The sequence below is a fragment of the Streptomyces collinus Tu 365 genome (genome assembly GCF_000444875.1).
In the GTDB taxonomy this organism is placed as follows: Bacteria; Actinomycetota; Actinomycetes; order Streptomycetales; family Streptomycetaceae; genus Streptomyces; species Streptomyces collinus_A.
On the sequence record NC_021985.1, the window covers coordinates 2,071,908 to 2,089,997 of the forward strand.

The following is an 18,090-nucleotide window of genomic DNA, read 5'->3' on the forward strand; positions in this document are numbered from 1 at the left end:
ACGACGAAGTGACCGAAGTGCGGACGCAGGTGTGACGGAGGTGCAGGGCGATGGCCGGATTCCGAAGTCTCGCGAGACAGGTGCGAGATCCGCGATGTGATCTGGCGCTGCGGCGCTACTCACTGCGCAAGTGTCTGGAGCGGTTCGCTCCTTACGGGCACCGCGCGACCTGGGACCATCTCTGCTCGCGGGCCGGCTTCGGCCCGGAGGACCGGTCCCCCGACCCGGCGCGGCTCGTGGCCGCACTGGAGGAGCTGGAGGAGGCGCGGGCGGTATGGCTCGGCTACGAGGCCGAGTTCGCCGAGCGCCGCAAGAAGGAGAAGCACGACGGGCTGCGCCGGCCGGGCAGCGTGGACGACTGGCACCGGCTGACCTGGGGCGGGTTCGGGGTGGCCTGGTGCGACGATCCGCGGGTGCACCCGGACGAGCCGCTGGCGGAGGTGCTGCGCCGGCTGATCGCCGCGCTGAACCGCGATCCGGGGGCGGCCTGTCCGGTGTGCGGCGGTGAACGCCTCGTGTGGAGATACGGCCTGGACCACGAGCCCTCCTCAGGACCGGTCTGCGCGGACTGCGGGATCCTCGTGCCCCGGCCCGTGCTCACGCCCCAGGCGCTGGCGTACGCCAGGCACGGGCGGCTGCTGATGTCGGCCTGACGAAGGGGCCGGACCGTTCGGCGGGGATGCACGGGGGGGTGCGCCGGGGATGCCGCACCCCCTGATGTGCCCGGGCACGGGGGCTTGTCGGTAGGCCCTGGCACCATCGGGGACATGGTGCAGGTGTGTCTGAACGGGCGCCGCTCGGGCGCCGACGGAGCGGCGGTGCCGCTGTCCCCGGGGGAGTTGGCGCGCTCCGCGGCCGAGGCCGTGGCGGCCGGCGCCACGGAGATCCACGTCCACCCGAGGACGCCGTGCGGACGGGACAGTCTCTCCCCGCGCGTGGTCGAGGAGACGATCGACGTGCTGCGGCGGCGGGTGCGGGTGCCGCTCGGGGTCACCACGGGCGCCTGGGCCGCCCCCGACCCGGCGGTACGGCTGGCGCGGGTGTCCCGCTGGTCGGTGCTGCCCGACTTCGTCTCGGTCAACTGGCACGAGCCCGGCGCCGAGGACGTGGCCGGACACTTCCTCACCATGGGCGTCGGCGTGGAGGCGGGCATCTGGTCCGGCACGGACGGCGCGGCCCGGTTCGCGGCCTCCCCGCTCGGGCCCGCCGTGCTGCGGGTGCTGGCCGAGGTGACGGACCCGGACCCGGCGACGGCCGAGGACTCGGCGCGTGCCCTGCTGGTCGGCATCGGCGACGCCTTCGGCCGCCCCGTCCTGCTGCACGGCGAGGAGGGCGGCACCTGGCCGGTGCTGCGGCTGGCGGGACGGCTCGGTCTGGCCACCCGGATCGGCCTGGAGGACACGCTGTTCCTGCCGGACGGCGAACGGGCTCCGTCCAACGCCGAATTGGTGGCCGCGGCACTTGCGCTGCGGGACGACGCCGGTCCGGCGCGGAGACGTTAGCAGCCTCGAATCCGTTCGCTCCACCCGTTTCACGTCCGGACAGTGGAAGGCGATGACACCGCGCTGAGCACCCGAGGAGTGCCCCATGTCGACGCTGCGCGTCACCGCCGAAGTGCTGACCGTCCACGACCACCCCGACGCCGACGCGCTCGAACTGGCCCAGGTGGGCCTGTACCGGGCCGTGGTCGCCAAGGGCGCGTACCGCACCGGCGAGGCCGCGGTCTACATCCCCGAGCAGTCCGTGCTGCCGCCCGTGCTGATCGAGGAGCTGGGGCTGACCGGGCGGCTGTCGGGTGCCGGCGCCGACCGGGTCAGGGCGGTGCGGCTGCGGGGTGAGCTGTCGCAGGGCATCGTGTGCCGGCCGAAGGCGCTGGCCGGCGTCGACCTGGCGCGGGCCGCGGCCGAGGGCACCGACTTCGCCGAGTGGCTGGGCATCACCAAGTGGGTGCCGCCGATCCCGCCGACGATGGACGGGGAGGTGGAGTCGGCGCCGGACCTGCTGCCCTGGGTCGACATCGAGAACATCCAGCGGTACCCGGACGTCTTCGCGCCGGGCGAACCGGTCGTCCTGACGGAGAAGCTGCACGGTTCGGCGTGTCTGCTCACGTACGTCGCCGGGGCGGACAGGGTGTACGTGTCCTCCAAGGGGTTCGGCGCGAAGTCCCTGGCACTGCGGGAGGACCCGCGGAACCTGTACTGGCGGGCGGTGCGCGGGCACGGCGTCGCCGAGGCGGCGGCCCGGCTGGCCGAGCGGCTCGGAGCACGCCGGATCGGCGTCTTCGGCGAGGTGTACGGCGCCGGGGTGCAGGATCTGGCCTACGGGGCCGACGGGCGGCGGGAGACGCTGGGGTACGCGGCCTTCGACGTCTCGGCGGAGATCGACGGGACGGTGCGCTGGCTGGACCCGGCCGACGTGCTGGCGGGCGAGCTGCCGCTGGTGCCCCGGCTGTACGCGGGCCCGTACGACGTCGAGCGGGTGCTGGAGTGCGCGAGCGGCCGGGAGACGGTGTCCGGCCGGGGGCTGCACCTGCGCGAGGGGGTGGTGATCCGTCCGGCGGTGGAGCGCTACAGCGCGGTGACCGGTGGCCGGGCGATCGCCAAGGCGGTGAGTCCGGCGTATCTGACCCGGAAGGGCGGAACCGAGTACGAGTAGCCGCGGCCCGGCGGGCGCCGGTCAGCCGGGCATCAGCCTCGATCCGGTCCCCCGCTCGCCGAACACGTCGTCCGGGTTGGACAGCACACAGCCGTCCAGGGACAGGCAGCCGCAGCCGATGCAGTCGGTGAGGTGGTCCCGGAGCCGGTTGAGCTGCCTGATCCGCTCGTCCAGCTCCGAGCGCCACGCCTCGGACAGCCGCGCCCAGTCCGCGCGGGTGGGGGTGCGCTCCTCCGGGAGCCGCGCCAGGGCCTCGCGGATCGTGGCCAGCGGGATGCCGACGCGCTGGGCGGCGCGCACGAAGGCGACTCGGCGCAGGGTGTCCCGGGTGTAGCGGCGCTGGTTGCCCGCGGTGCGGCGGCTGCTGATCAGCCCCTTGGACTCGTAGAAGTGCAGGGCGGAGACCGCGGCGCCGCTGCGCGCGGACAGCTGGCCCACGGTCAGCTCGTGGATCTGCTCGGGGATCTGGGGCACCCGGCGGAGCCTACCGGCCGGGCCGGTCGTGGTCCGTTGACAGGGACCGCGTACCCGAGCATGCTAAGCAGTTGCTTAGACATGCGAGCGAGAGGCCGGGAACATGGCAGAACCGAGGACCTTCACCTCCCCCGACGAGCTGCGGTCCGCCGTGGGCGAGCAGCTGGGCCACACGGACTGGGTGGAGGTCGACCAGAAGCGGATCGACCTGTTCGCCGAGGCCACCGGGGACCACCAGTGGATCCACGTGGACCCGGAGAAGGCCGCCGCCGGGCCGTTCGGGACCACGATCGCCCACGGGTACCTGACCCTCTCGCTGCTGCCGCTGTTCGGGCCGCAGCTGATCAGCGTCGAGGGCGTGCGGATGGGCGTCAACTACGGCACCAACAAGGTCCGCTTCCCCGCGCCCGTCCCCGTCGGCTCCCGGCTGCGCGCCACGGCGGCCATCACCGGGGTCGAGGACGTACCGGGCGGTGTGCAGGTGACCGTGGCCTTCACCGTGGAGCGCGAGGGCGGCGACAAGCCGGTGTGCGTCGCGGAGTCGGTGTCGCGGTACTACCTCTGAGCCGGGGGCACGGCCGCCCCCGGGCCGGGCGCCCTAGCCGGCGCCCACCATCCGCAGCACCAGGTCGGCGTAGAGCGCGCCGACCTGCTCGGGGGTGCGCGGCCCGTTCACGGTGAACCAGCGGGCCACGTCGATGCACAGCGACAGCACCGCGAGCGTGGTGCCCTGGACGTCCGGCACCTGGAACTCGCCCGAGGCCACGCCGTCCTCGATGATGCCGCGCACCTCGGCGTCCACCTGCCGGCGCAGCGCGACGATCTCGGCGCGGGCCTCGGGGCCGAGCGCGTCGAGTTCGTACTGCACGACCCGCGCGGTGGTGCGCCGCCCCGCGTGCCAGCGCACGAAGGAGCTCACCGCGTCGGCGAGCCGCTCGGTCGCGGTGCCCTCGCGCCGGGCGGCCGTGCGCAGGATGTCCAGCGCCTTGTCGTGGCCGATGCGGCTGATGCGGTGGAGCAGCTCTTCCTTGGTCTTGTAGTGGATGTAGAGCGCCGCCGGGCTCATGCCGGCGCGGCCCGCGATGTCACGGGTCGTCGTCGCGTGGTAGCCGCGCTCGGCGAAGGCCTCCACAGCCGCGACCAGCAGTCGCCGGGCCGCGTCAGGGGTGACCTCTTCCCACGGCTCGACCTCGCCGCCGGTCGTCTCCTGCGCCGTACTCATCGCTCGCTCGCCCCTCTCGGTGACAGGAGCACCACCATACCGCCGACGGTGAGCGGGCGCTTAGCGTGGCTGCTCGGAGCTTTTCACAGCTTCTCGAACGGGTCGTGCTCGGCGAGCAGCTTCTCCAGCCGGGCCTGGTCGACACGGCTGACGATCCGCCCCGCCTCCTGGCGGTCCCGGATCACCTTGGCGAGGGTGAAGGCGGAGGTGACGAGGTACAGGACGGCGATGGCCAGGAAGGCCCGCACCCAGGCGTCGGCGTCCAGCCGGAGGATGCCGACGGCGGTGGCCGCCATGGCGACCGCGAACGAGGCGACGGCCTGGCCGTAGAAAGCGGCCGTGTTCTGCTGCTTGACCGGTGTGTCACTCATGACGTCGATCGTCGGCGGACGCGGCCCGCGCCACATCCGCCGGGATACTCAGGGCGCGTACTCAGAAGGCGGAGACCCCGGTCAGCGCCCGCCCGATGAGCAGCTTCTGGATCTGGCTCGTGCCCTCGTAGAGGGTCATCACGCGGGCGTCGCGCAGCAGTTTGCCGACCGGGTACTCGTCGATGTAGCCGTAGCCGCCGAACACCTGGATGGCGTTGTTCGCGGCCCGGACGGCCGCCTCGGAGGCGAACAGCTTGGCCTTGGAGGACTCGACGGCGAACGGCTCGCCCCGGTCGACCAGGTCGGCCACCCGCCAGGTGAGCAGCCGGGCGGCGTCCACGTCCACGGCCATGTCGCTGATCAGCTCCTGCACGAGCTGGTGGTGGGCGATGGACCTGCCGAACTGCTCGCGCTCCCCGGCGTAGCCGACCGCCGCGTCCAGGGCCGCCTGGGCGATGCCGACGCAGCCGGCGGCGACCGACATCCGCCCCTTGGCCAGCGCGGACATCGCGACGGAGAAGCCCTTGCCCTCCTCGCCGAGCATCGCGGTGGCGGGCACGCGGACGTCCTCGAACACCAGCTCGGCGGTGGCCTGGCCGCGCAGGCCGAGCTTGCCGTGGACCGTGCGGCGGGTCAGCCCGGGGGTGTCGGTGGGCACCAGGAAGGCGGAGACGCCCTTGTGGCCGGGGGCGTCCGTGGAGCGGGCGAAGAGGAGGACGACGTCCGCCCAGGTGCCGTTGGTGATGAACATCTTGGAGCCGTTGACGACGTAGTCGCCGCCGTCGCGCACGGCACGCGTGGCGAGGCTGCCCGCGTCGGAGCCGGTGCCCGGCTCGGTCAGGCCGAAGCAGCCCACGTACTCGCCCGCGGTCAGCCCCGGCAGCCAGCGCCGCTTCTGCTCCTCGCTCCCCCAGGCCGCGACCGACTTGGCCACCAGGCCCAGGGAGACCGAGACGATCCCGCGCACCGAGGAGTCGCCGCGCCCCAGCTCCTCGGTGACCAGGCAGTAGGCGAGGTGGTCGCCGCCCGAGCCGCCGTACTCCTCGTCGACGGTGAGCCCGAGGAAGCCGACGTCGCCGAGCTTCCTGACGATGCCGCGGTCGACCTCCTCGGCCCGGTCCCAGGCCACGACGTGCGGGGCGATCTCGCGCTCCACGAAGTCCCGGGCGAGCCGCCGCACGGCGGCCTGCTCCTCGCTGAGCCCCAGGTTCACCACGAGATCACCCCACACCAGACAGATCTTGAAAGCCGTACATTTAAATTAGCACTGCTAGTTTCCGGTCGCAGCCCTACTATGTGCGCCATGGCCCGACCGCGCAAGCCCCTCCTCAGCACCGACCGGATCGTCGAGACGGCCCGGGAACTCGTGGACACGGAGGGCCTGGCGGCCGTCTCCACCCGGCGGCTCGCCGCCCGGCTCGGGGTGAGCGGGCCCTCGCTCTACAACCACTTCCGCACCAAGGACGAGATCCTGGAAGTGGTCGCCGACTCGGTGAGCGCTCTGGTCGACCTGTCGATGTTCGAGGACGGCCGGAACTGGCGGACCGCGCTGCACGACTGGGCGGTCTCCTACCGGGCGGCGCTGCGCGCCCATCCGAACATCGTCCCGGTCCTCGCCCGCGGGCCCGGGCGCCGCCCCGCGGCGCTGCGGCTGGCTGACGCGGTGTACGGCGCGATGGTCGACGCCGGCTGGCCGCCCGCGCAGGCCACGTCCATCGGCGCGCTGATGCGGTACTTCATCATGGGCTCCGCGCTCGGCTCCTTCGCCGGGGGCTTCGTGGACGACGCGAGCGCCTACGACCCCGCCGACTACCCGCACCTCGGGCAGGCGCACCTGCTCGCCGACCAGCAGGAGAAGATCGACGAGCGGGCCTTCGAGACCGGTCTGACGGCGCTGCTCGACGGTCTGGCGCAGCAGTACGAGCAGGTGCGGCAGAGCGTGTAGCGCCGGTGCGAGGGCGGACGGGGAAGGTACGGGGCGGCCGCGGGGAGCGGCCGCGGACGCTTCGGCCGTCGCCGAAACGTCGGTGTCCCATGCTGGACCTGTGACCGCCACCGACTCCCGGGCCGCCGCCCTCGCCGCCTTCGCCGCGCTGATCGCCGACGAGACCCGGGCCACCTGCCTGCTGGCCCTGCTGGACGGGCGGGCCTGGACCGCCGGGGAACTGGCCCGGCACGCCGGCGTCGCCGCCTCCACCCTCAGCGAGCACCTGGGCAGGCTGGTCTCCGGCGGCCTGCTCACCGAGGAACGGCAGGGCCGCCACCGTTACGTGCGGCTGGCCGGGCCGGGGGTGGCCCAGCTCGTCGAGGACCTCGCCGCGCAGGTGCCGGCCGCCGCCGCGGTGGACGCACGGCGCCCGGTGCGCGGCCTGCGGGAGGCGAGCGCGGGCGCGGCGATGGCCCGGGGCCGCACCTGCTACGACCATCTCGCGGGCCGGCTGGGCATCGCGGTCACGGACGCGCTGACCGGGCGCGGGCTGCTGCGCCAGGACACGGGGTTCGCGCTCACGGACGCGGGGATCGAGTGGTTCGGCGCGGCGGGCATCACCCTGGACCTCTCCGGCCGGCGCCCGCCGGCCCGGGCGTGCCTGGACTGGACCGAGCGGCGGCCGCACCTCGCCGGGGCGGCCGGGGCGGCACTGTGCCGACACGCCCTGGACGCGGGCTGGTGCGTGCGCGTCGGCTCCGCCCGGGCGGTGAAGGTGACCCCCGCCGGGGAGCGGGCCCTGTCCGAACTGCTGGGCATCGAGCCGGCCACGCTGCGCTGAGCACGCCGGGGCCCGGCCGCCGTCCGCCTACGCCCCGTCCGATATACGCCAGTCCTCGCTCGCGGGACTGCCTAACCTCAGGAGCATGATGAATGTCCTCCGGAACCGCCCCCACATACTTCCCACCTGCGCGGCGGCCGTCGCCGTCGTGCTGTGGGCCTCCGCCTTCGTGTCGATCCGGAGCGCCGGGGACGCCTACTCGCCCGGCGCGCTGGCGCTCGGCCGGCTGGCGTCGGGCTCGCTCGCCCTGGGGGTCATCTGGGCCGTACGCCGGGAGGGGCTGCCGCCCAGAGCCGCCTGGCGCGGGATCCTGCTCTCCGGGCTGCTCTGGTTCGGCTTCTACATGGTCGTGCTGAACTGGGGCGAGCAGCAGGTGGACGCGGGGACCGCGGCGCTGGTGGTGAACGTGGGCCCGCTGCTGATCGCCCTGCTGGGCACCCGGCTGCTCGGGGACCCGATGCCGCCGAGGCTGCTGGCGGGGATGGCCGTGTCGTTCGCGGGCGCGGTGACCGTGGGGCTGTCGATGTCGGGCGGCGGCGGGTCCTCGCTGCTCGGCGTGGCGCTGTGCCTGCTCGCGGCGGTGGCGTACGCCTCCGGTGTCGTCGCGCAGAAGCCCGCCCTGGGCCGGGGCAGCGCGTTGCAGGTGACGACGTTCGGCTGCCTGGTCGGTGCGGTGGCCTGTCTGCCGTTCGCCGGGCAGCTCGTCCACCAGGCCGCCCACGCGCCGGTGTCGGCCACGCTGAACATGGTCTACCTGGGTGTCTTCCCGACCGCGCTGGCCTTCACCACCTGGGCCTACGCCCTGGCCCGCACCACCGCGAGCCGGATGGGCGCGACCACGTACGCGGTGCCCGCGCTGGTGGTGCTGATGTCGTGGCTGGCGCTCGGCGAGGTGCCCGGGGCGCTCACGCTGGCGGGCGGTGTGCTGTGCCTGGCGGGTGTGGCGGTGTCGCGCTCCCGGACGCGGGCCGGCCGGACGACCCGGGTCGCGGCCGGGGAGCCGCGACCCGAGAAGGTGTCCTGAGCGGGTGTCCTGAGCCTCAGAAGACGACCAGCGCCCGGCCGCCCTTGCCCGCGAGCATGTTCTCGAAGGCGGCCGGGATGCCGTCCAGTCCGATCCGCTCGGTGACCAGGGCCGAGAGGTCGAGCCGGCCCTCCCGTACGTGCTCGGCGAGCACCGGCAGGTCGCGCGCCGGGTCGGTGTTGCCGTACACGCAGCCGGACAGGGTGCGGCCCCAGTGGAAGATCTCCAGCGCGTTGAAGGTGACCTCCTGGTCCTTGCCGCCGATGCCGACGACGGTCGTGCGGCCGCCCCGGCGGGTGGAGTCCCAGGCGGCACGGATGGTGGCCGCGCGGCCCACGCACTCGATGGCGACGTCGGCGCCCTGCTTGCCGGTGAGGGCACGGATCTCGCGGGCGGTGGTGTCGGAGGCGACGACGAAGTCGGTGGCGCCGGCCGCGCGGGCCAGTTCCTCCTTGGCCGGGGAGACGTCGACGGCGATGATCCGGGAGGCGCCGGCGATGCGCGCCGACTGGAGAGTGGCGAGGCCGACCCCGCCGGCGCCGAACACGGCCACCGTCTCGCCCCGGCGGACCCGCGCCGCGTGGTGGACGGCGCCGTAGCCGGTGAGGACGGCGCAGCCGAGCAGGGCGGCGTCGGTCAGCGGGACGCCGTCCGGGAGCGGCAGCACGCAGGAGGCGGCGACCACGGTCTCCTCGGCGAACGCGGCGACGTTCAGGCCGGGGTGGAGCTCGGTGCCGTCGGCGGTGCGGGCGTGGACGCCCGCAGCGCCGTTCAGCGCGTTGGCGCACAGCCACACCTCGCCGAGCGCGCAGGCGTGGCAGTCGCCGCAGGCGGGGGCCCAGTTGAGGACGACGGGGGCGCCCGGTGCCAGGTGGGTGACGCCCTCCCCCACGGACACGACCGTCCCCGCGCCCTCGTGGCCGAGGACCGCCGGGACGGGCACCCGCATGGTGCCGTTGGACAGGGACAGGTCGGAGTGGCAGACGCCGGCGGCGGCGAGGCGGACCCGGACCTGTCCGGGGCCGGGCTCCGGCAGGTCGATGCCGGTGATCTCCAGGGGCGCGCCGACGGCGGGCAGGACAGCGGCTCGTACGGTCATGGCTCGGGGCTTCCTCGGAGCTGGAGGGACTAGAACTGGAGGGACTTGGTCTGGAGGTACTCGGCGAGTCCGTGTCCGCCGAGTTCCCGGCCGACCCCGGACTGCTTGTAGCCGCCGAAGGGGGCGAGCGGGTTGAACCGGCCGCCGTTGATGTCCACCTGTCCGGTGTCCATGCGGCGGGCGAAGGCGACCGCCTCGGCCTCGTCACCGGCCCAGACGGCGCCCGCGAGACCGTACACCGTGCCGTTGGCGATGCGCAGGGCGTCCTCCTCGTCCTCGTAGCGCAGGATGGTCAGGACCGGGCCGAAGATCTCCTCCTGCGCGACGGTCATGTCGGCGGTGACGTCCGCGAAGACCGTGGGGCTGACGAACCAGCCGGTCTCGCGCGGCGCCTCGGGTCCGCCCGCGACGAGCCGGGCGCCCTCGGCGACGCCCGTCTCGATGTATCCGCGCACCCGGTCGCGCTGGCGGGCGCTGACCACCGGGCCGATGCGGTCGCCGTAGCGGGCGGCGGCGGCCGCGGCCAGCGCGACGGCCTCGTCGTACTGGTCGCGGTGGACCAGCATCCGGGTCCAGGCGCTGCACGTCTGCCCGGAGTTGGACATCACGTTGGCCACGCCGACGTTGACGGCCTTGGCGAGGTCGGCGCTCGGCAGGATGACGTTGGCGGACTTGCCGCCGAGTTCCAGGGCCACCTTCTTGACGGCACCGCCGGCCAGCGCGCCGATGCGGCGGCCGACCGCCGTGGAGCCGGTGAAGGAGACCAGGTCCACGCCCGGGTGCTCGGCGAGGGCCTGGCCGGCGACCGGGCCCAGGCCGGTGACGAGGTTGAACACACCGGCCGGTACGCCCGCCTCGTGCACCGCCTCGGCGAAGAGCTGGGCGGTGAGCGGGGTGTCCTCGGCGGGCTTGAGGACGATGGCGCAGCCCGCGGCGAGCGCGGGGGCGACCTTGGCGACGATCTGATGGAGCGGGTAGTTCCAGGGGGTGATCGCGCCGACCACGCCGATCGGCTCGTGCAGGACGGTGGAGTTGCCGACCTTCTCCTCGAAGGGGTGGGTCGCGGCCAGTTCGGCGTAGGAGCCCGCGACCGCGATGGGCACCCCGGCGTGCACGGCCTGGGAGAACTGCGGCGGGGAGCCCAGTTCCAGGGTGACCGTCTCGGCGATCTCGTCCTTGCGGGTCACCAGGACGTCGCGCAGGGCGGCCAGCCGGGCGGCCCGCTCGGCGGGGGGTGTGGCGGCCCAGCTCGGGAGCGCGGCGCGCGCGGCGCGTACGGCGGTGTCCACGTCGCCGGCGTCACCGGCCGGGACCCGGGCGACGACCTGCTCGTCGGCCGGGTTCACCACCTCGATCACGTTCCGGCTCGCGGCCGGGCGCCAGGCGCCGTCGATGTACAGGCCGTCGTGTGCCTTCATGGTGCTTCCTCCTGGCGGGTCTCCGTCGTCCGGCAACAAACTAGCGGCGATAGTTTTCGCGCGCCAGGGACACCCGGCCACCGGCCCCGCCAGGACACCGACGACGGCGGCCCACCGCGCGTCGGCCGTCGCGCGTCGACGGCGGTGGCCCACCGCGCCGGACTCACTCCTCCAGGTCGGGCAGCCGCGCCGGCGACGGGCAGATGCGGTCGCCGTGCTGGTCGAAGACGAACAGGTGGGCGAGGTCGACCAGGAGCGGGACCTGCATGCCGTGCCGGAGCCGGATGTCGGGGGTGGTGCGCACCACCAGGTCACCGGGGAGCCGGCCCTCCGGGGGCGCGGGCTCGGCCTCCGTGTCCGCCGGGTGGTCCAGCACGACCACCGGGCCCGCCCGCAGGGCGCCGGCCCGCTCCCGCAGCCGGTCCAGCACGCCGGGCGCCTCCCGGCGGCGCCGCCGGGCCGGGCGGGCGGCCGGGCGCGGAGACTCCAGCTCGGGCACGACGGCCGGGCGGGAGCCGGTGTCGAAGTGGACCAGGGTCTCGTGCCCCTGGAACTCCACGTGCTCCACCAGCCCGGTGAGCGGCACCTCGCCGGGCCGGGCGGCACTGTGCCTGGCGATGCGCACCGCCTCCGAGCGCAGTCCGACGATCACCTCGCGCCCCTGCTGCACCCGGAGCAACTGGTGGTCGAGGGAGAGGGGTTCGGGCAGCCGCAGGAACTGCTTGCCCAGGCTGACGGTCATGGCGCCGTCCAGCGGGGCGCGGACCAGCCCGCGCAGCAGGTTGATGCGCGGGGTGCCGATGAAGGCGGCGACGAAGACGTTGCGGGGCAGGGCGTAGACCTCGCGCGGGTGGCCGACCTGCTGCAGGACGCCGCCGCGCAGGACGGCCACCCGGTCGCCGAGCGACATGGCCTCGGACTGGTCGTGGGTGACGTACACGGTGGTGACGCCCAGTTCGCGGGTGAGCCGGGAGATCTCCGCGCGCAGGTGGTTGCGCAGCTTGGCGTCGAGGTTGGACAGCGGCTCGTCCATCAGGAACGCGGACGGGTGGCGGGCGATGGCCCGGCCCATGGCGACGCGCTGGCGTTCGCCGCCGGAGAGCTGGCCGGGGAAGCGGTCGAGCAGGTCCTCGATGCCGAGCATGCGGGCGGTCGCGTCCACGCGGGGGCGGGGGTCGGCGCCGGGGGCCTCGATGCGCAGCGGGAAGCCGATGTTGTCGCGGCTGGTCATGCTCGGGTAGAGGGCGAAGTTCTGGAAGACCATCGCCATGTCGCGCGCCGAGGGCTGCCAGTCGTTGGCGTACTCGCCGTCCAGCAGGAGCCGGCCCCGGTCGATGTCCTCCAGTCCGGCGATCATGCGGAGCACGGTGGACTTGCCGCAGCCGGAGGGGCCGAGCAGGACCAGGAACTCGCCGGGCGCGATGTCCAGCGAGAGGTTCTCGACGACGCGGGGGCCCCGCGCGTAGGACTTGCTCACGTCGTGCAGAGATATGGCGCGTGTCATCTTGCCGCCCCCGGGGGCTGTCCGGAGCGCCGCTGCTCCGTGGGTCCGAAGGCCCCGCGCGGGTTCGTACGGGACCGGGGCACGTCGTCTCGTTCCGCCCGCGCGACCGCTCTCGGGCGGACGACGAGCCCTACGGGTCACGGAAGTTAACGGAATGTGCCCGGCCGGGGAAGAGTGGCGGCGGCACCGTGCGCGGAGCGCCTGGCAGCGGCGGAAACGGACAGCGGCATCCGGGGCCGCCGGACCCCGGCCCGGCCGCCGCCGTCCGCGCGGCGCGCTCACTTCGTCGCGGTCAGATGGGCGAAGACCACCACGTTGCTGGTGTAGCCGGTGCGCCGGGTGAACAGGCCGCCGCAGGTGAGCACCCGCAGCTCCGGCCGCCGGGAGGGGCCGTAGACCTCCTTGTCGGGGAAGCCGGTCTTGTCGAAGACCTTCACGCGGTCCACGGTGTAGACGGCGGTGCGCCCGTCCGCGCGCCGGGCCTCGATCTGCTTGCCGGGCTTGATCAGGGCGAGCGCGGAGAAGACCGCGGGGCCGGTCGCGGTGTCGCGGTGGCCGACGGCGATGGCGGTGCCGGTCTCGCCGGGCGTGGCGCCGCCCTCGTACCAGCCGACCAGCTTGGGCCTGTCGAGCGGTGGGGTCTCCAACTGCCGGTCCCGGTCGAGCTGGAGACCGGTGACCGGGGCGTCGATCCCGAGGGAGGGGACGCGCAGGGACGTCGGCCGGGAGCGGGGCAGCGGGCGGGGCGGGGGTGTGGGGCTGGGCGTCGCGTCGGCCGGACCGGACTCCTCCCGGCTCCCGCCGCCCGCGTCGCCGTGGGCGGAGTCGGGGCCGGCGGCCGGGCCGCCCGCCTGGACCGCGGGGGCCGACCCGTGGTGTCCGTCGCACCGGACCCCCACCGTCACCAGGACGGTCGCGAGCAGAGCCGTCCTGGCGAGGCGGTAGGCGCGGGTCCGGTGCCACGGCCTGCGTCCGCGCCTACGCGGCGCCATGCGGCCGCCGGCGGATCAGCCGGAAGTACACCGCGCCGCTGACCGCGACCAGCCCCACGGCCGCGGCGGCGGCCACCGGGGAGAACGCGCCCGCGGTGTCGACCAGGCCGCCGCCGCCCGCGTGCACGCCGCCCTTCGGCCCGTCGTTGTGGTCGCCGCCGCCGCTCTGGCCCCAGCCGGTGTCGGAGTGCTGGTCGTCCCGCTGGTGGTCCTCGATCTGGCCCTGGCCGCCCGGGGAGTGCTGCCCCTCCTGCTTCTCGTCGTGGCAGCGGACCCGGAAGACCTTCTCCTTGGGGGCGCCCCCGACGATCCAGGTGATCTTGTACTGGCCGTCCGCGAGGCCCAGCGGGTCGGTGTGCCCGGCGCCGCCGGCGAGCTGGATACCGCCGGTGACGGTGGCCGCGGTGGGCAGCGGGGGCTGCGGGGTGATGGTGTAGGCGATGGTGGGCAGGATGTCGAAGTTGACGGCGTCCAGGTAGAACTTGCAGGTCACCGGGTCGTCCTTGGAGACCCCGAAGGGCACGCCCTCGCGGTGGATCCTGATGTCGCCGTTCTCTCCCTGGGCCGCCGCGGGGGCTGCCGCCACCCACGACGCGCCCGCCGTGGCGAGGGCGGTGAGGACGACGGTGGCGCCCGCGCGGGAGAAGGTCCGCGGAAGTGTCAGCGTGGCCATGCAAGCTCCTCCGAGTTAGACGATTTTCATACAAATCGACCTTTCGATGGGACTCTCACGCATATACGTCATGACCCACGGCACCAACGCCGGACACGCCGTCAGATATCGCCCGTGCGGCGCAACGACGGCCGCTTCCCGCTCGCCCGCGCGCCCCCGGCGCCGTCGCGTGCGCGACAGGCTCGGAATGCCCGGCTCACCGGCTCGCGGCGAGCTCGACGGGGACACCGTTGAGCACCGCGTTGCCGGACAGCGGGTCCAGCAGGCTGCCGTCGAGGAGCTGGTTGACGTTGACGCCGGGCACGCCCGCCGCGTGGCCGAGCCGGGTGCCGGGGCGGTCGTGGCCCCAGCCGTGCGGCAGGCTCACCACGCCGGGGCGCACCTCGTCGGTGACCTCGGCGGGCGCGGTCACCTCTCCCCCGGCGCCCCTGACCCGCACCGGCGCGCCGTCGGTCACACCGAGGCGGGCCGCGTCCGCGGGGTGGATGTGCAGGGTGCAGCGGTTGGAACCGCCGGTCAGAGCGGGCACGTTGTGCATCCAGCTGTTGTTGGAGCGCAGATGGCGGCGGCCGACCAGGACGAGCCCGGCGGGCCGTTCGCGCAGCGCCTCCCGCAGCCGGGGCAGGTCGCCGGCGATCGGTCCGGGCAGCAGCTCGACCTTGCCGCTGACCGTCTTCAGGGGTTGCGGCAGCCGGGGGCGCAGCGGGCCGAGGTCGATGCCGTGCGGGTGGGCGAGCAGCTTCTCCAGCGTCAGGCCGTCGGGCCGGGCGCCGAAGCCATCGCCGTACGGGCCGAGGCGCAGCATCATGTCGAGCCGGCGTTCGGGGCCGTCGTCCCCGGTGAGCCGGGTGGCCAGTTCGCGCGGGTCGCGGCCGTGCACCGGTGAGTGCGCCTCGGTCACGGCCTTGCCCAGGGTCTGGTCGACGACCATGGCGTCCACGGCGGCCGGGTCGGTGCCGTGCATCCCGGTGACGGCCAGGACCAGCCGGGCGAGGATCTCGGTCTCGGGCATGCGGCCGGGTTCGAGGGGAACGGCGGGGCGGCTGTAGCGGACCTGGTTGCGGACGGCGAAGGTGTTGAAGGCGAAGTCGTGGTGCGGGCTCTGCGAGGGCGGCGGCGGGGGCAGGACGACGTCGGCGTGGCGGGAGGTCTCGTTGAGGTAGGGGTCGACGCTGACCATGAAGTCCAGTGATGCCAGGGCCTTGTCGAGGCGGTCGCCGTCGGGGGCGGACAGCACGGGGTTGGCCGCGACCACGAGCAGCGCGCGGACCGGCTCGCCCTGGTCGGTGGCGGTGTCGATCTCCTCGGCGAGCGCCGAGAGCGGCAACTCGCCCTTCGCCTCCGGCAGTCGCCGCACCCGGGAGTGCCAGCGGCCGAGGGCGAAGCCGCGGCCGGGGCCCGCCGGGCGGGGCGTGCGGTCGGTGGCGGCCTGCGGGAACAGGGCGCCGCCCGGCCGGTCCAGGTTGCCGGTGAGGACGTTGAGGACGTCGACCAGCCAGCTCGCCAGGGTGCCGTGCGGGACGGTGCAGCTGCCGATGCGGGCGTAGACGGCGGCGGTGGGCGCGGCGGCCAGCTCCCGCGCCAGGGCGCGCACGACGTCGGCGTCGAGGTCGCAGGCGCCGGCCACGGCCTCGGGGGTGAACTCCCGCAGGGCGTCGCGCACGTCGTCGACGCCCTCGACGTGCGGGGCGAGGTGCCCGAGGTCGACGAGGTCCTCGGCGAAGAGGGTGTGGGCCGTCGCCGCGAGCAGCAGGGCGTCGGTGCCGGGGCGGATCGCCAGGTGGCGGTCGGCGAGTTTCGCGGTGCGGGTGCGGCGCGGGTCGACGACGGTGAGCCGGCCGCCGCGGGCCTTCAGGGCCTTGAGCCGGCCGGGGAAGTCGGGGGCGGTGCACAGACTGCCGTTGGACTCCAGGGGGTTGGCGCCGATGAGAAGCAGGTGGTCGGTGTGGTCGAGGTCGGGCACCGGGATGGCGTGGGCGTCGCCGAAGAGCAGGCCGCTGGAGACGTGCTTGGGCATCTGGTCGACGGTGGAGGCGGTGAACAGGCTCCGGGTGCGCAGGGCGCCGAGCAGGACGGGCGGGTAGAGGGCGCCGGCCACGGTGTGCACGTTGGGGTTGCCGAGGACGACACCGAGGGCGTCGGGGCCGTACCGCTCCACGACCGGGCGCAGTCCCGCGGCCACCGCGTCGAACGCCTCCTCCCAGGTGGCCTCGCGCAGGGCGCCGCCGGTGCGGACCAGGGGGGCGCGCAGCCGGTCGGGGTCGCCGTCGACGGCGCCGAAGGAGGCGCCCTTGGGGCAGATGAACCCCTTGCTGAAGACGTCGTCGCGGTCGCCGCGGGCGCCGGTGACCCGGGTGCCCTCGACGGTGAGGGTCAGCCCGCAGGTGGCCTCGCACAGGGGGCAGATTCGCAGGGCGGTGCGGGACACGGGTCCTCCCGGGGTGGTCGGCGGGTGCCGGGGCCGCCGTGCGGCCGGGGCCGACGGCGTGCCGCGCGGGCACGGGCGGGTCCCGGCGAGCATACCGACCGGTTGGCATGGACGGGAGCCCCTGATGCCGCCCGGGTGCCGCCCTCAGTCCAGCACCCGTCCGAGGTACGCGCGCAGCAGCTCCCGCGTCTCGTGGATGATCGCCTCGTCGCCCTGCGGGTCGACCCGGAAGGCGAGCTGGACGAGGGTGTCGGCGCTCTCCACGGCGACGAGGAAGACCCGCCGCAGTTCCTCGTCCGGGGTGCGGCCGAGGTGGCCGGAGACCAGGTCGGTGAGGCGGTCGGCGACACGGGTGTTGGGCTCGGCCTGCCGGGCGCCGACCGGTATCTGGTTGCCGAAGTCGACGAGCGAGAAGCCCGGGGCGGTGCGCTTCATGCTCAGGTACTCGTCCAGCACGGCGTCCATGGCGGCCCGCCAGTCCCCCGGGCGCGCGCCGTCGAGGCGTCCGGCGACCTGCTCGGTGTACCGCTCCAGGTTGCGCTGGGCGAGGGCGTCGGCCATCTGCCGCTTGTTGCCGAAGAAGCGGTAGACCGAGCCGATGGGCACGCCCGCGCGCGTGGCCACGGCGCGGGTGCTCAGGGCGTCGTAGCCGACCTCGTCGAGGAGGGCGGCGCAGGCGTCGAGGATCCTGGTCAGCCGTTCCGCGCTGCGCCGCTGGACGGGCGCGCGGCGAAGCGATGTCGCGTGGGGCACGGACTTCATGATGCCTTTCCGCCGGGGTCCGGTGAACCTCGCCCCCCAGTACGCGAAAAGGTGACCGGTGCACTCATCGGCCGCCGCCGGGGCCTGCCGCGACGGACGGGGCCGACGGCACGGCCGGGGCTGCCGGGGTCCGGTCGGCCGGTTACGGGGTGGACTCCGACGGGGCGCCCGCCGGGCCCGGTTCGGCGCCGGACGCGGTGATGTCGGCGGTGCTCTCGACGGGCCGGCCGCGCACGGCCCACACCGTGCCGTCGTCGGCGTAGAGGCGGGCGGTGAGGTGATGGGTGCCGTGCGGGACGAGGCGGCCGGACAGGTGGTACCCGGGTGCGCGCAGCCGGGTCACCGGGCGGCCGTCGAGGAAGAGCCGGGCGTGCCCGCGCCCGGGCACCGCCGCGCGCCGCGCGCCGGCCGCCGAGAAGCGGAAGCGGCGCACCGTCAGCAGGACGTCCCAGCCGCGGGCACGGTCCGGGGTCACCTCGACGCCGACCTCGGGCGCTTCCTCTCCGGCGACCTCGCGCAGGTGGCGGCCCGTCCCGTCGGTGTCCCGGAGCACCTTGCCCACCGGTGAGGGCGAGACGGTCCCGGCGTGCCCGGAGGCCCCGCCGGTCGCGCAGCCCTCGGCGCCGAGCGGCACCAGGACGCAGACCGCGAGCGCGACCAGGGTTCTGCGTGTCCACGACATGACCGGGACACTAGAGCA

The 18,090-nt window shown here is 74.5% G+C and carries 19 protein-coding genes; 7 read left to right on the forward strand and 12 right to left on the reverse strand.

The window, feature by feature from the left end:
• Positions 1-50: 50 nt before the first annotated feature.
• The 3 genes from B446_RS08760 to B446_RS08770 all read left to right on the forward strand — a co-directional run bounded on the left by B446_RS08760 (position 51) and on the right by B446_RS08770 (position 2,655).
• Positions 51-653 carry a hypothetical protein gene (locus B446_RS08760; protein ID WP_043475104.1) on the forward strand — a complete coding sequence of 201 codons (603 nt, stop codon included), beginning with the start codon at positions 51-53 and terminating at the stop codon, positions 651-653.
• A gap of 114 nt (positions 654-767) precedes the next feature.
• On the forward strand, positions 768-1,502 hold the full coding sequence (locus tag B446_RS08765) for a 3-keto-5-aminohexanoate cleavage protein (protein ID WP_020939063.1): 735 nt from the start codon (positions 768-770) through the stop codon (positions 1,500-1,502).
• Positions 1,503-1,587: 85 nt separating this feature from the next.
• Entirely contained in the window at positions 1,588-2,655 is a 1,068-nt protein-coding gene (locus B446_RS08770) for an RNA ligase (ATP) (RefSeq protein WP_020939064.1), read from the forward strand.
• Between the two features lie 21 nt (positions 2,656-2,676).
• On the opposite strand, the gene soxR is transcribed toward B446_RS08770, so the two are convergent.
• The gene (gene soxR / locus B446_RS08775; RefSeq protein WP_020939065.1) at positions 2,677-3,129 is read right to left on the reverse strand and encodes a redox-sensitive transcriptional activator SoxR; all 453 of its coding nucleotides are present in this window, start codon (positions 3,127-3,129) and stop codon (positions 2,677-2,679) included.
• Between the two features lie 103 nt (positions 3,130-3,232).
• On the opposite strand from soxR, the gene B446_RS08780 reads away from it, so the two are divergent.
• The gene (locus tag B446_RS08780; protein WP_020939066.1) at positions 3,233-3,694 is read left to right on the forward strand and encodes a MaoC family dehydratase; all 462 of its coding nucleotides are present in this window, start codon (positions 3,233-3,235) and stop codon (positions 3,692-3,694) included.
• A gap of 33 nt (positions 3,695-3,727) precedes the next feature.
• Here the strand turns inward: B446_RS08780 and B446_RS08785 are convergent, their stop codons facing one another.
• The 3 genes from B446_RS08785 to B446_RS08795 all read right to left on the reverse strand — a co-directional run bounded on the left by B446_RS08785 (position 3,728) and on the right by B446_RS08795 (position 5,935).
• Positions 3,728-4,351 (reverse strand): TetR/AcrR family transcriptional regulator, encoded by a 624-nt coding sequence (locus B446_RS08785; RefSeq protein ID WP_020939067.1) that lies wholly within the window; start codon positions 4,349-4,351, stop codon positions 3,728-3,730.
• Positions 4,352-4,434: 83 nt separating this feature from the next.
• Complete coding sequence (locus B446_RS08790) at positions 4,435-4,722, reverse strand: YiaA/YiaB family inner membrane protein (RefSeq protein ID WP_043477909.1); 288 nt, start codon at positions 4,720-4,722, stop codon at positions 4,435-4,437.
• Between the two features lie 61 nt (positions 4,723-4,783).
• Positions 4,784-5,935, reverse strand: coding sequence for an acyl-CoA dehydrogenase family protein (locus B446_RS08795; protein WP_020939069.1), 1,152 nt, complete (start codon positions 5,933-5,935; stop codon positions 4,784-4,786).
• A gap of 90 nt (positions 5,936-6,025) precedes the next feature.
• Here B446_RS08795 and B446_RS08800 point away from each other — a divergent pair, with 90 nt between their 5' ends.
• From B446_RS08800 to B446_RS08810, 3 genes are all read left to right on the forward strand, one after another.
• Positions 6,026-6,667: a TetR/AcrR family transcriptional regulator gene (locus tag B446_RS08800; RefSeq protein ID WP_020939070.1), complete on the forward strand. Its 642-nt coding sequence runs from the start codon at positions 6,026-6,028 to the stop codon at positions 6,665-6,667.
• 100 nt (positions 6,668-6,767) lie between these two features.
• The gene (locus B446_RS08805; protein WP_020939071.1) at positions 6,768-7,490 is read left to right on the forward strand and encodes an ArsR/SmtB family transcription factor; all 723 of its coding nucleotides are present in this window, start codon (positions 6,768-6,770) and stop codon (positions 7,488-7,490) included.
• Between the two features lie 88 nt (positions 7,491-7,578).
• Complete coding sequence (locus B446_RS08810; RefSeq protein WP_043475109.1) at positions 7,579-8,514, forward strand: DMT family transporter; 936 nt, start codon at positions 7,579-7,581, stop codon at positions 8,512-8,514.
• Between the two features lie 16 nt (positions 8,515-8,530).
• Here B446_RS08810 and B446_RS08815 read toward each other — a convergent pair whose 3' ends face one another.
• The 8 genes from B446_RS08815 to B446_RS08850 form a co-directional block, all read right to left on the reverse strand.
• The gene (locus B446_RS08815) at positions 8,531-9,613 is read right to left on the reverse strand and encodes a Zn-dependent alcohol dehydrogenase (RefSeq protein WP_020939073.1); all 1,083 of its coding nucleotides are present in this window, start codon (positions 9,611-9,613) and stop codon (positions 8,531-8,533) included.
• Positions 9,614-9,642: 29 nt separating this feature from the next.
• Positions 9,643-11,031 carry an aldehyde dehydrogenase family protein gene (locus B446_RS08820; protein ID WP_020939074.1) on the reverse strand — a complete coding sequence of 463 codons (1,389 nt, stop codon included), beginning with the start codon at positions 11,029-11,031 and terminating at the stop codon, positions 9,643-9,645.
• A 163-nt stretch (positions 11,032-11,194) separates the two neighbouring features.
• Positions 11,195-12,535 carry an ABC transporter ATP-binding protein gene (locus tag B446_RS08825; protein WP_020939075.1) on the reverse strand — a complete coding sequence of 447 codons (1,341 nt, stop codon included), beginning with the start codon at positions 12,533-12,535 and terminating at the stop codon, positions 11,195-11,197.
• 278 nt (positions 12,536-12,813) lie between these two features.
• Positions 12,814-13,527, reverse strand: coding sequence for a class F sortase (locus B446_RS08830; RefSeq protein WP_020939076.1), 714 nt, complete (start codon positions 13,525-13,527; stop codon positions 12,814-12,816).
• Complete coding sequence (locus tag B446_RS08835) at positions 13,514-14,200, reverse strand: hypothetical protein (RefSeq protein WP_020939077.1); 687 nt, start codon at positions 14,198-14,200, stop codon at positions 13,514-13,516. Before B446_RS08835 ends, B446_RS08830 begins: the two co-directional genes overlap by 14 nt.
• Positions 14,201-14,396: 196 nt before the next feature.
• Positions 14,397-16,628: a molybdopterin oxidoreductase family protein gene (locus B446_RS08840; protein WP_020939078.1), complete on the reverse strand. Its 2,232-nt coding sequence runs from the start codon at positions 16,626-16,628 to the stop codon at positions 14,397-14,399.
• A gap of 144 nt (positions 16,629-16,772) precedes the next feature.
• Positions 16,773-17,390: a TetR/AcrR family transcriptional regulator gene (locus B446_RS08845; protein ID WP_020939079.1), complete on the reverse strand. Its 618-nt coding sequence runs from the start codon at positions 17,388-17,390 to the stop codon at positions 16,773-16,775.
• Between the two features lie 142 nt (positions 17,391-17,532).
• On the reverse strand, positions 17,533-18,072 hold the full coding sequence (locus B446_RS08850; RefSeq protein ID WP_020939080.1) for a hypothetical protein: 540 nt from the start codon (positions 18,070-18,072) through the stop codon (positions 17,533-17,535).
• Positions 18,073-18,090 lie beyond the last annotated feature (18 nt).

Excerpts from the sequence above, each read along its gene's own strand:
- B446_RS08760 (WP_043475104.1), top strand. The coding sequence starts at position 51 with ATGGCCGGATTCCGAAGTCTCGCGAGACAGGTGCGAGATCCGCGATGT.
- B446_RS08765 (WP_020939063.1), top strand. The coding sequence starts at position 768 with ATGGTGCAGGTGTGTCTGAACGGGCGCCGCTCGGGCGCCGACGGAGCG.
- B446_RS08770 (WP_020939064.1), top strand. The coding sequence starts at position 1,588 with ATGTCGACGCTGCGCGTCACCGCCGAAGTGCTGACCGTCCACGACCAC.
- B446_RS08780 (WP_020939066.1), top strand. The coding sequence starts at position 3,233 with ATGGCAGAACCGAGGACCTTCACCTCCCCCGACGAGCTGCGGTCCGCC.
- B446_RS08785 (WP_020939067.1), bottom strand. The coding sequence starts at position 4,351 with ATGAGTACGGCGCAGGAGACGACCGGCGGCGAGGTCGAGCCGTGGGAA.
- B446_RS08790 (WP_043477909.1), bottom strand. The coding sequence starts at position 4,722 with ATGAGTGACACACCGGTCAAGCAGCAGAACACGGCCGCTTTCTACGGC.
- B446_RS08800 (WP_020939070.1), top strand. The coding sequence starts at position 6,026 with ATGGCCCGACCGCGCAAGCCCCTCCTCAGCACCGACCGGATCGTCGAG.
- B446_RS08810 (WP_043475109.1), top strand. The coding sequence starts at position 7,579 with ATGAATGTCCTCCGGAACCGCCCCCACATACTTCCCACCTGCGCGGCG.
- B446_RS08815 (WP_020939073.1), bottom strand. The coding sequence starts at position 9,613 with ATGACCGTACGAGCCGCTGTCCTGCCCGCCGTCGGCGCGCCCCTGGAG.
- B446_RS08820 (WP_020939074.1), bottom strand. The coding sequence starts at position 11,031 with ATGAAGGCACACGACGGCCTGTACATCGACGGCGCCTGGCGCCCGGCC.
- B446_RS08825 (WP_020939075.1), bottom strand. The coding sequence starts at position 12,535 with ATGACACGCGCCATATCTCTGCACGACGTGAGCAAGTCCTACGCGCGG.
- B446_RS08830 (WP_020939076.1), bottom strand. The coding sequence starts at position 13,527 with ATGGCGCCGCGTAGGCGCGGACGCAGGCCGTGGCACCGGACCCGCGCC.
- B446_RS08835 (WP_020939077.1), bottom strand. The coding sequence starts at position 14,200 with ATGGCCACGCTGACACTTCCGCGGACCTTCTCCCGCGCGGGCGCCACC.
- B446_RS08845 (WP_020939079.1), bottom strand. The coding sequence starts at position 17,390 with ATGAAGTCCGTGCCCCACGCGACATCGCTTCGCCGCGCGCCCGTCCAG.
- B446_RS08850 (WP_020939080.1), bottom strand. The coding sequence starts at position 18,072 with ATGTCGTGGACACGCAGAACCCTGGTCGCGCTCGCGGTCTGCGTCCTG.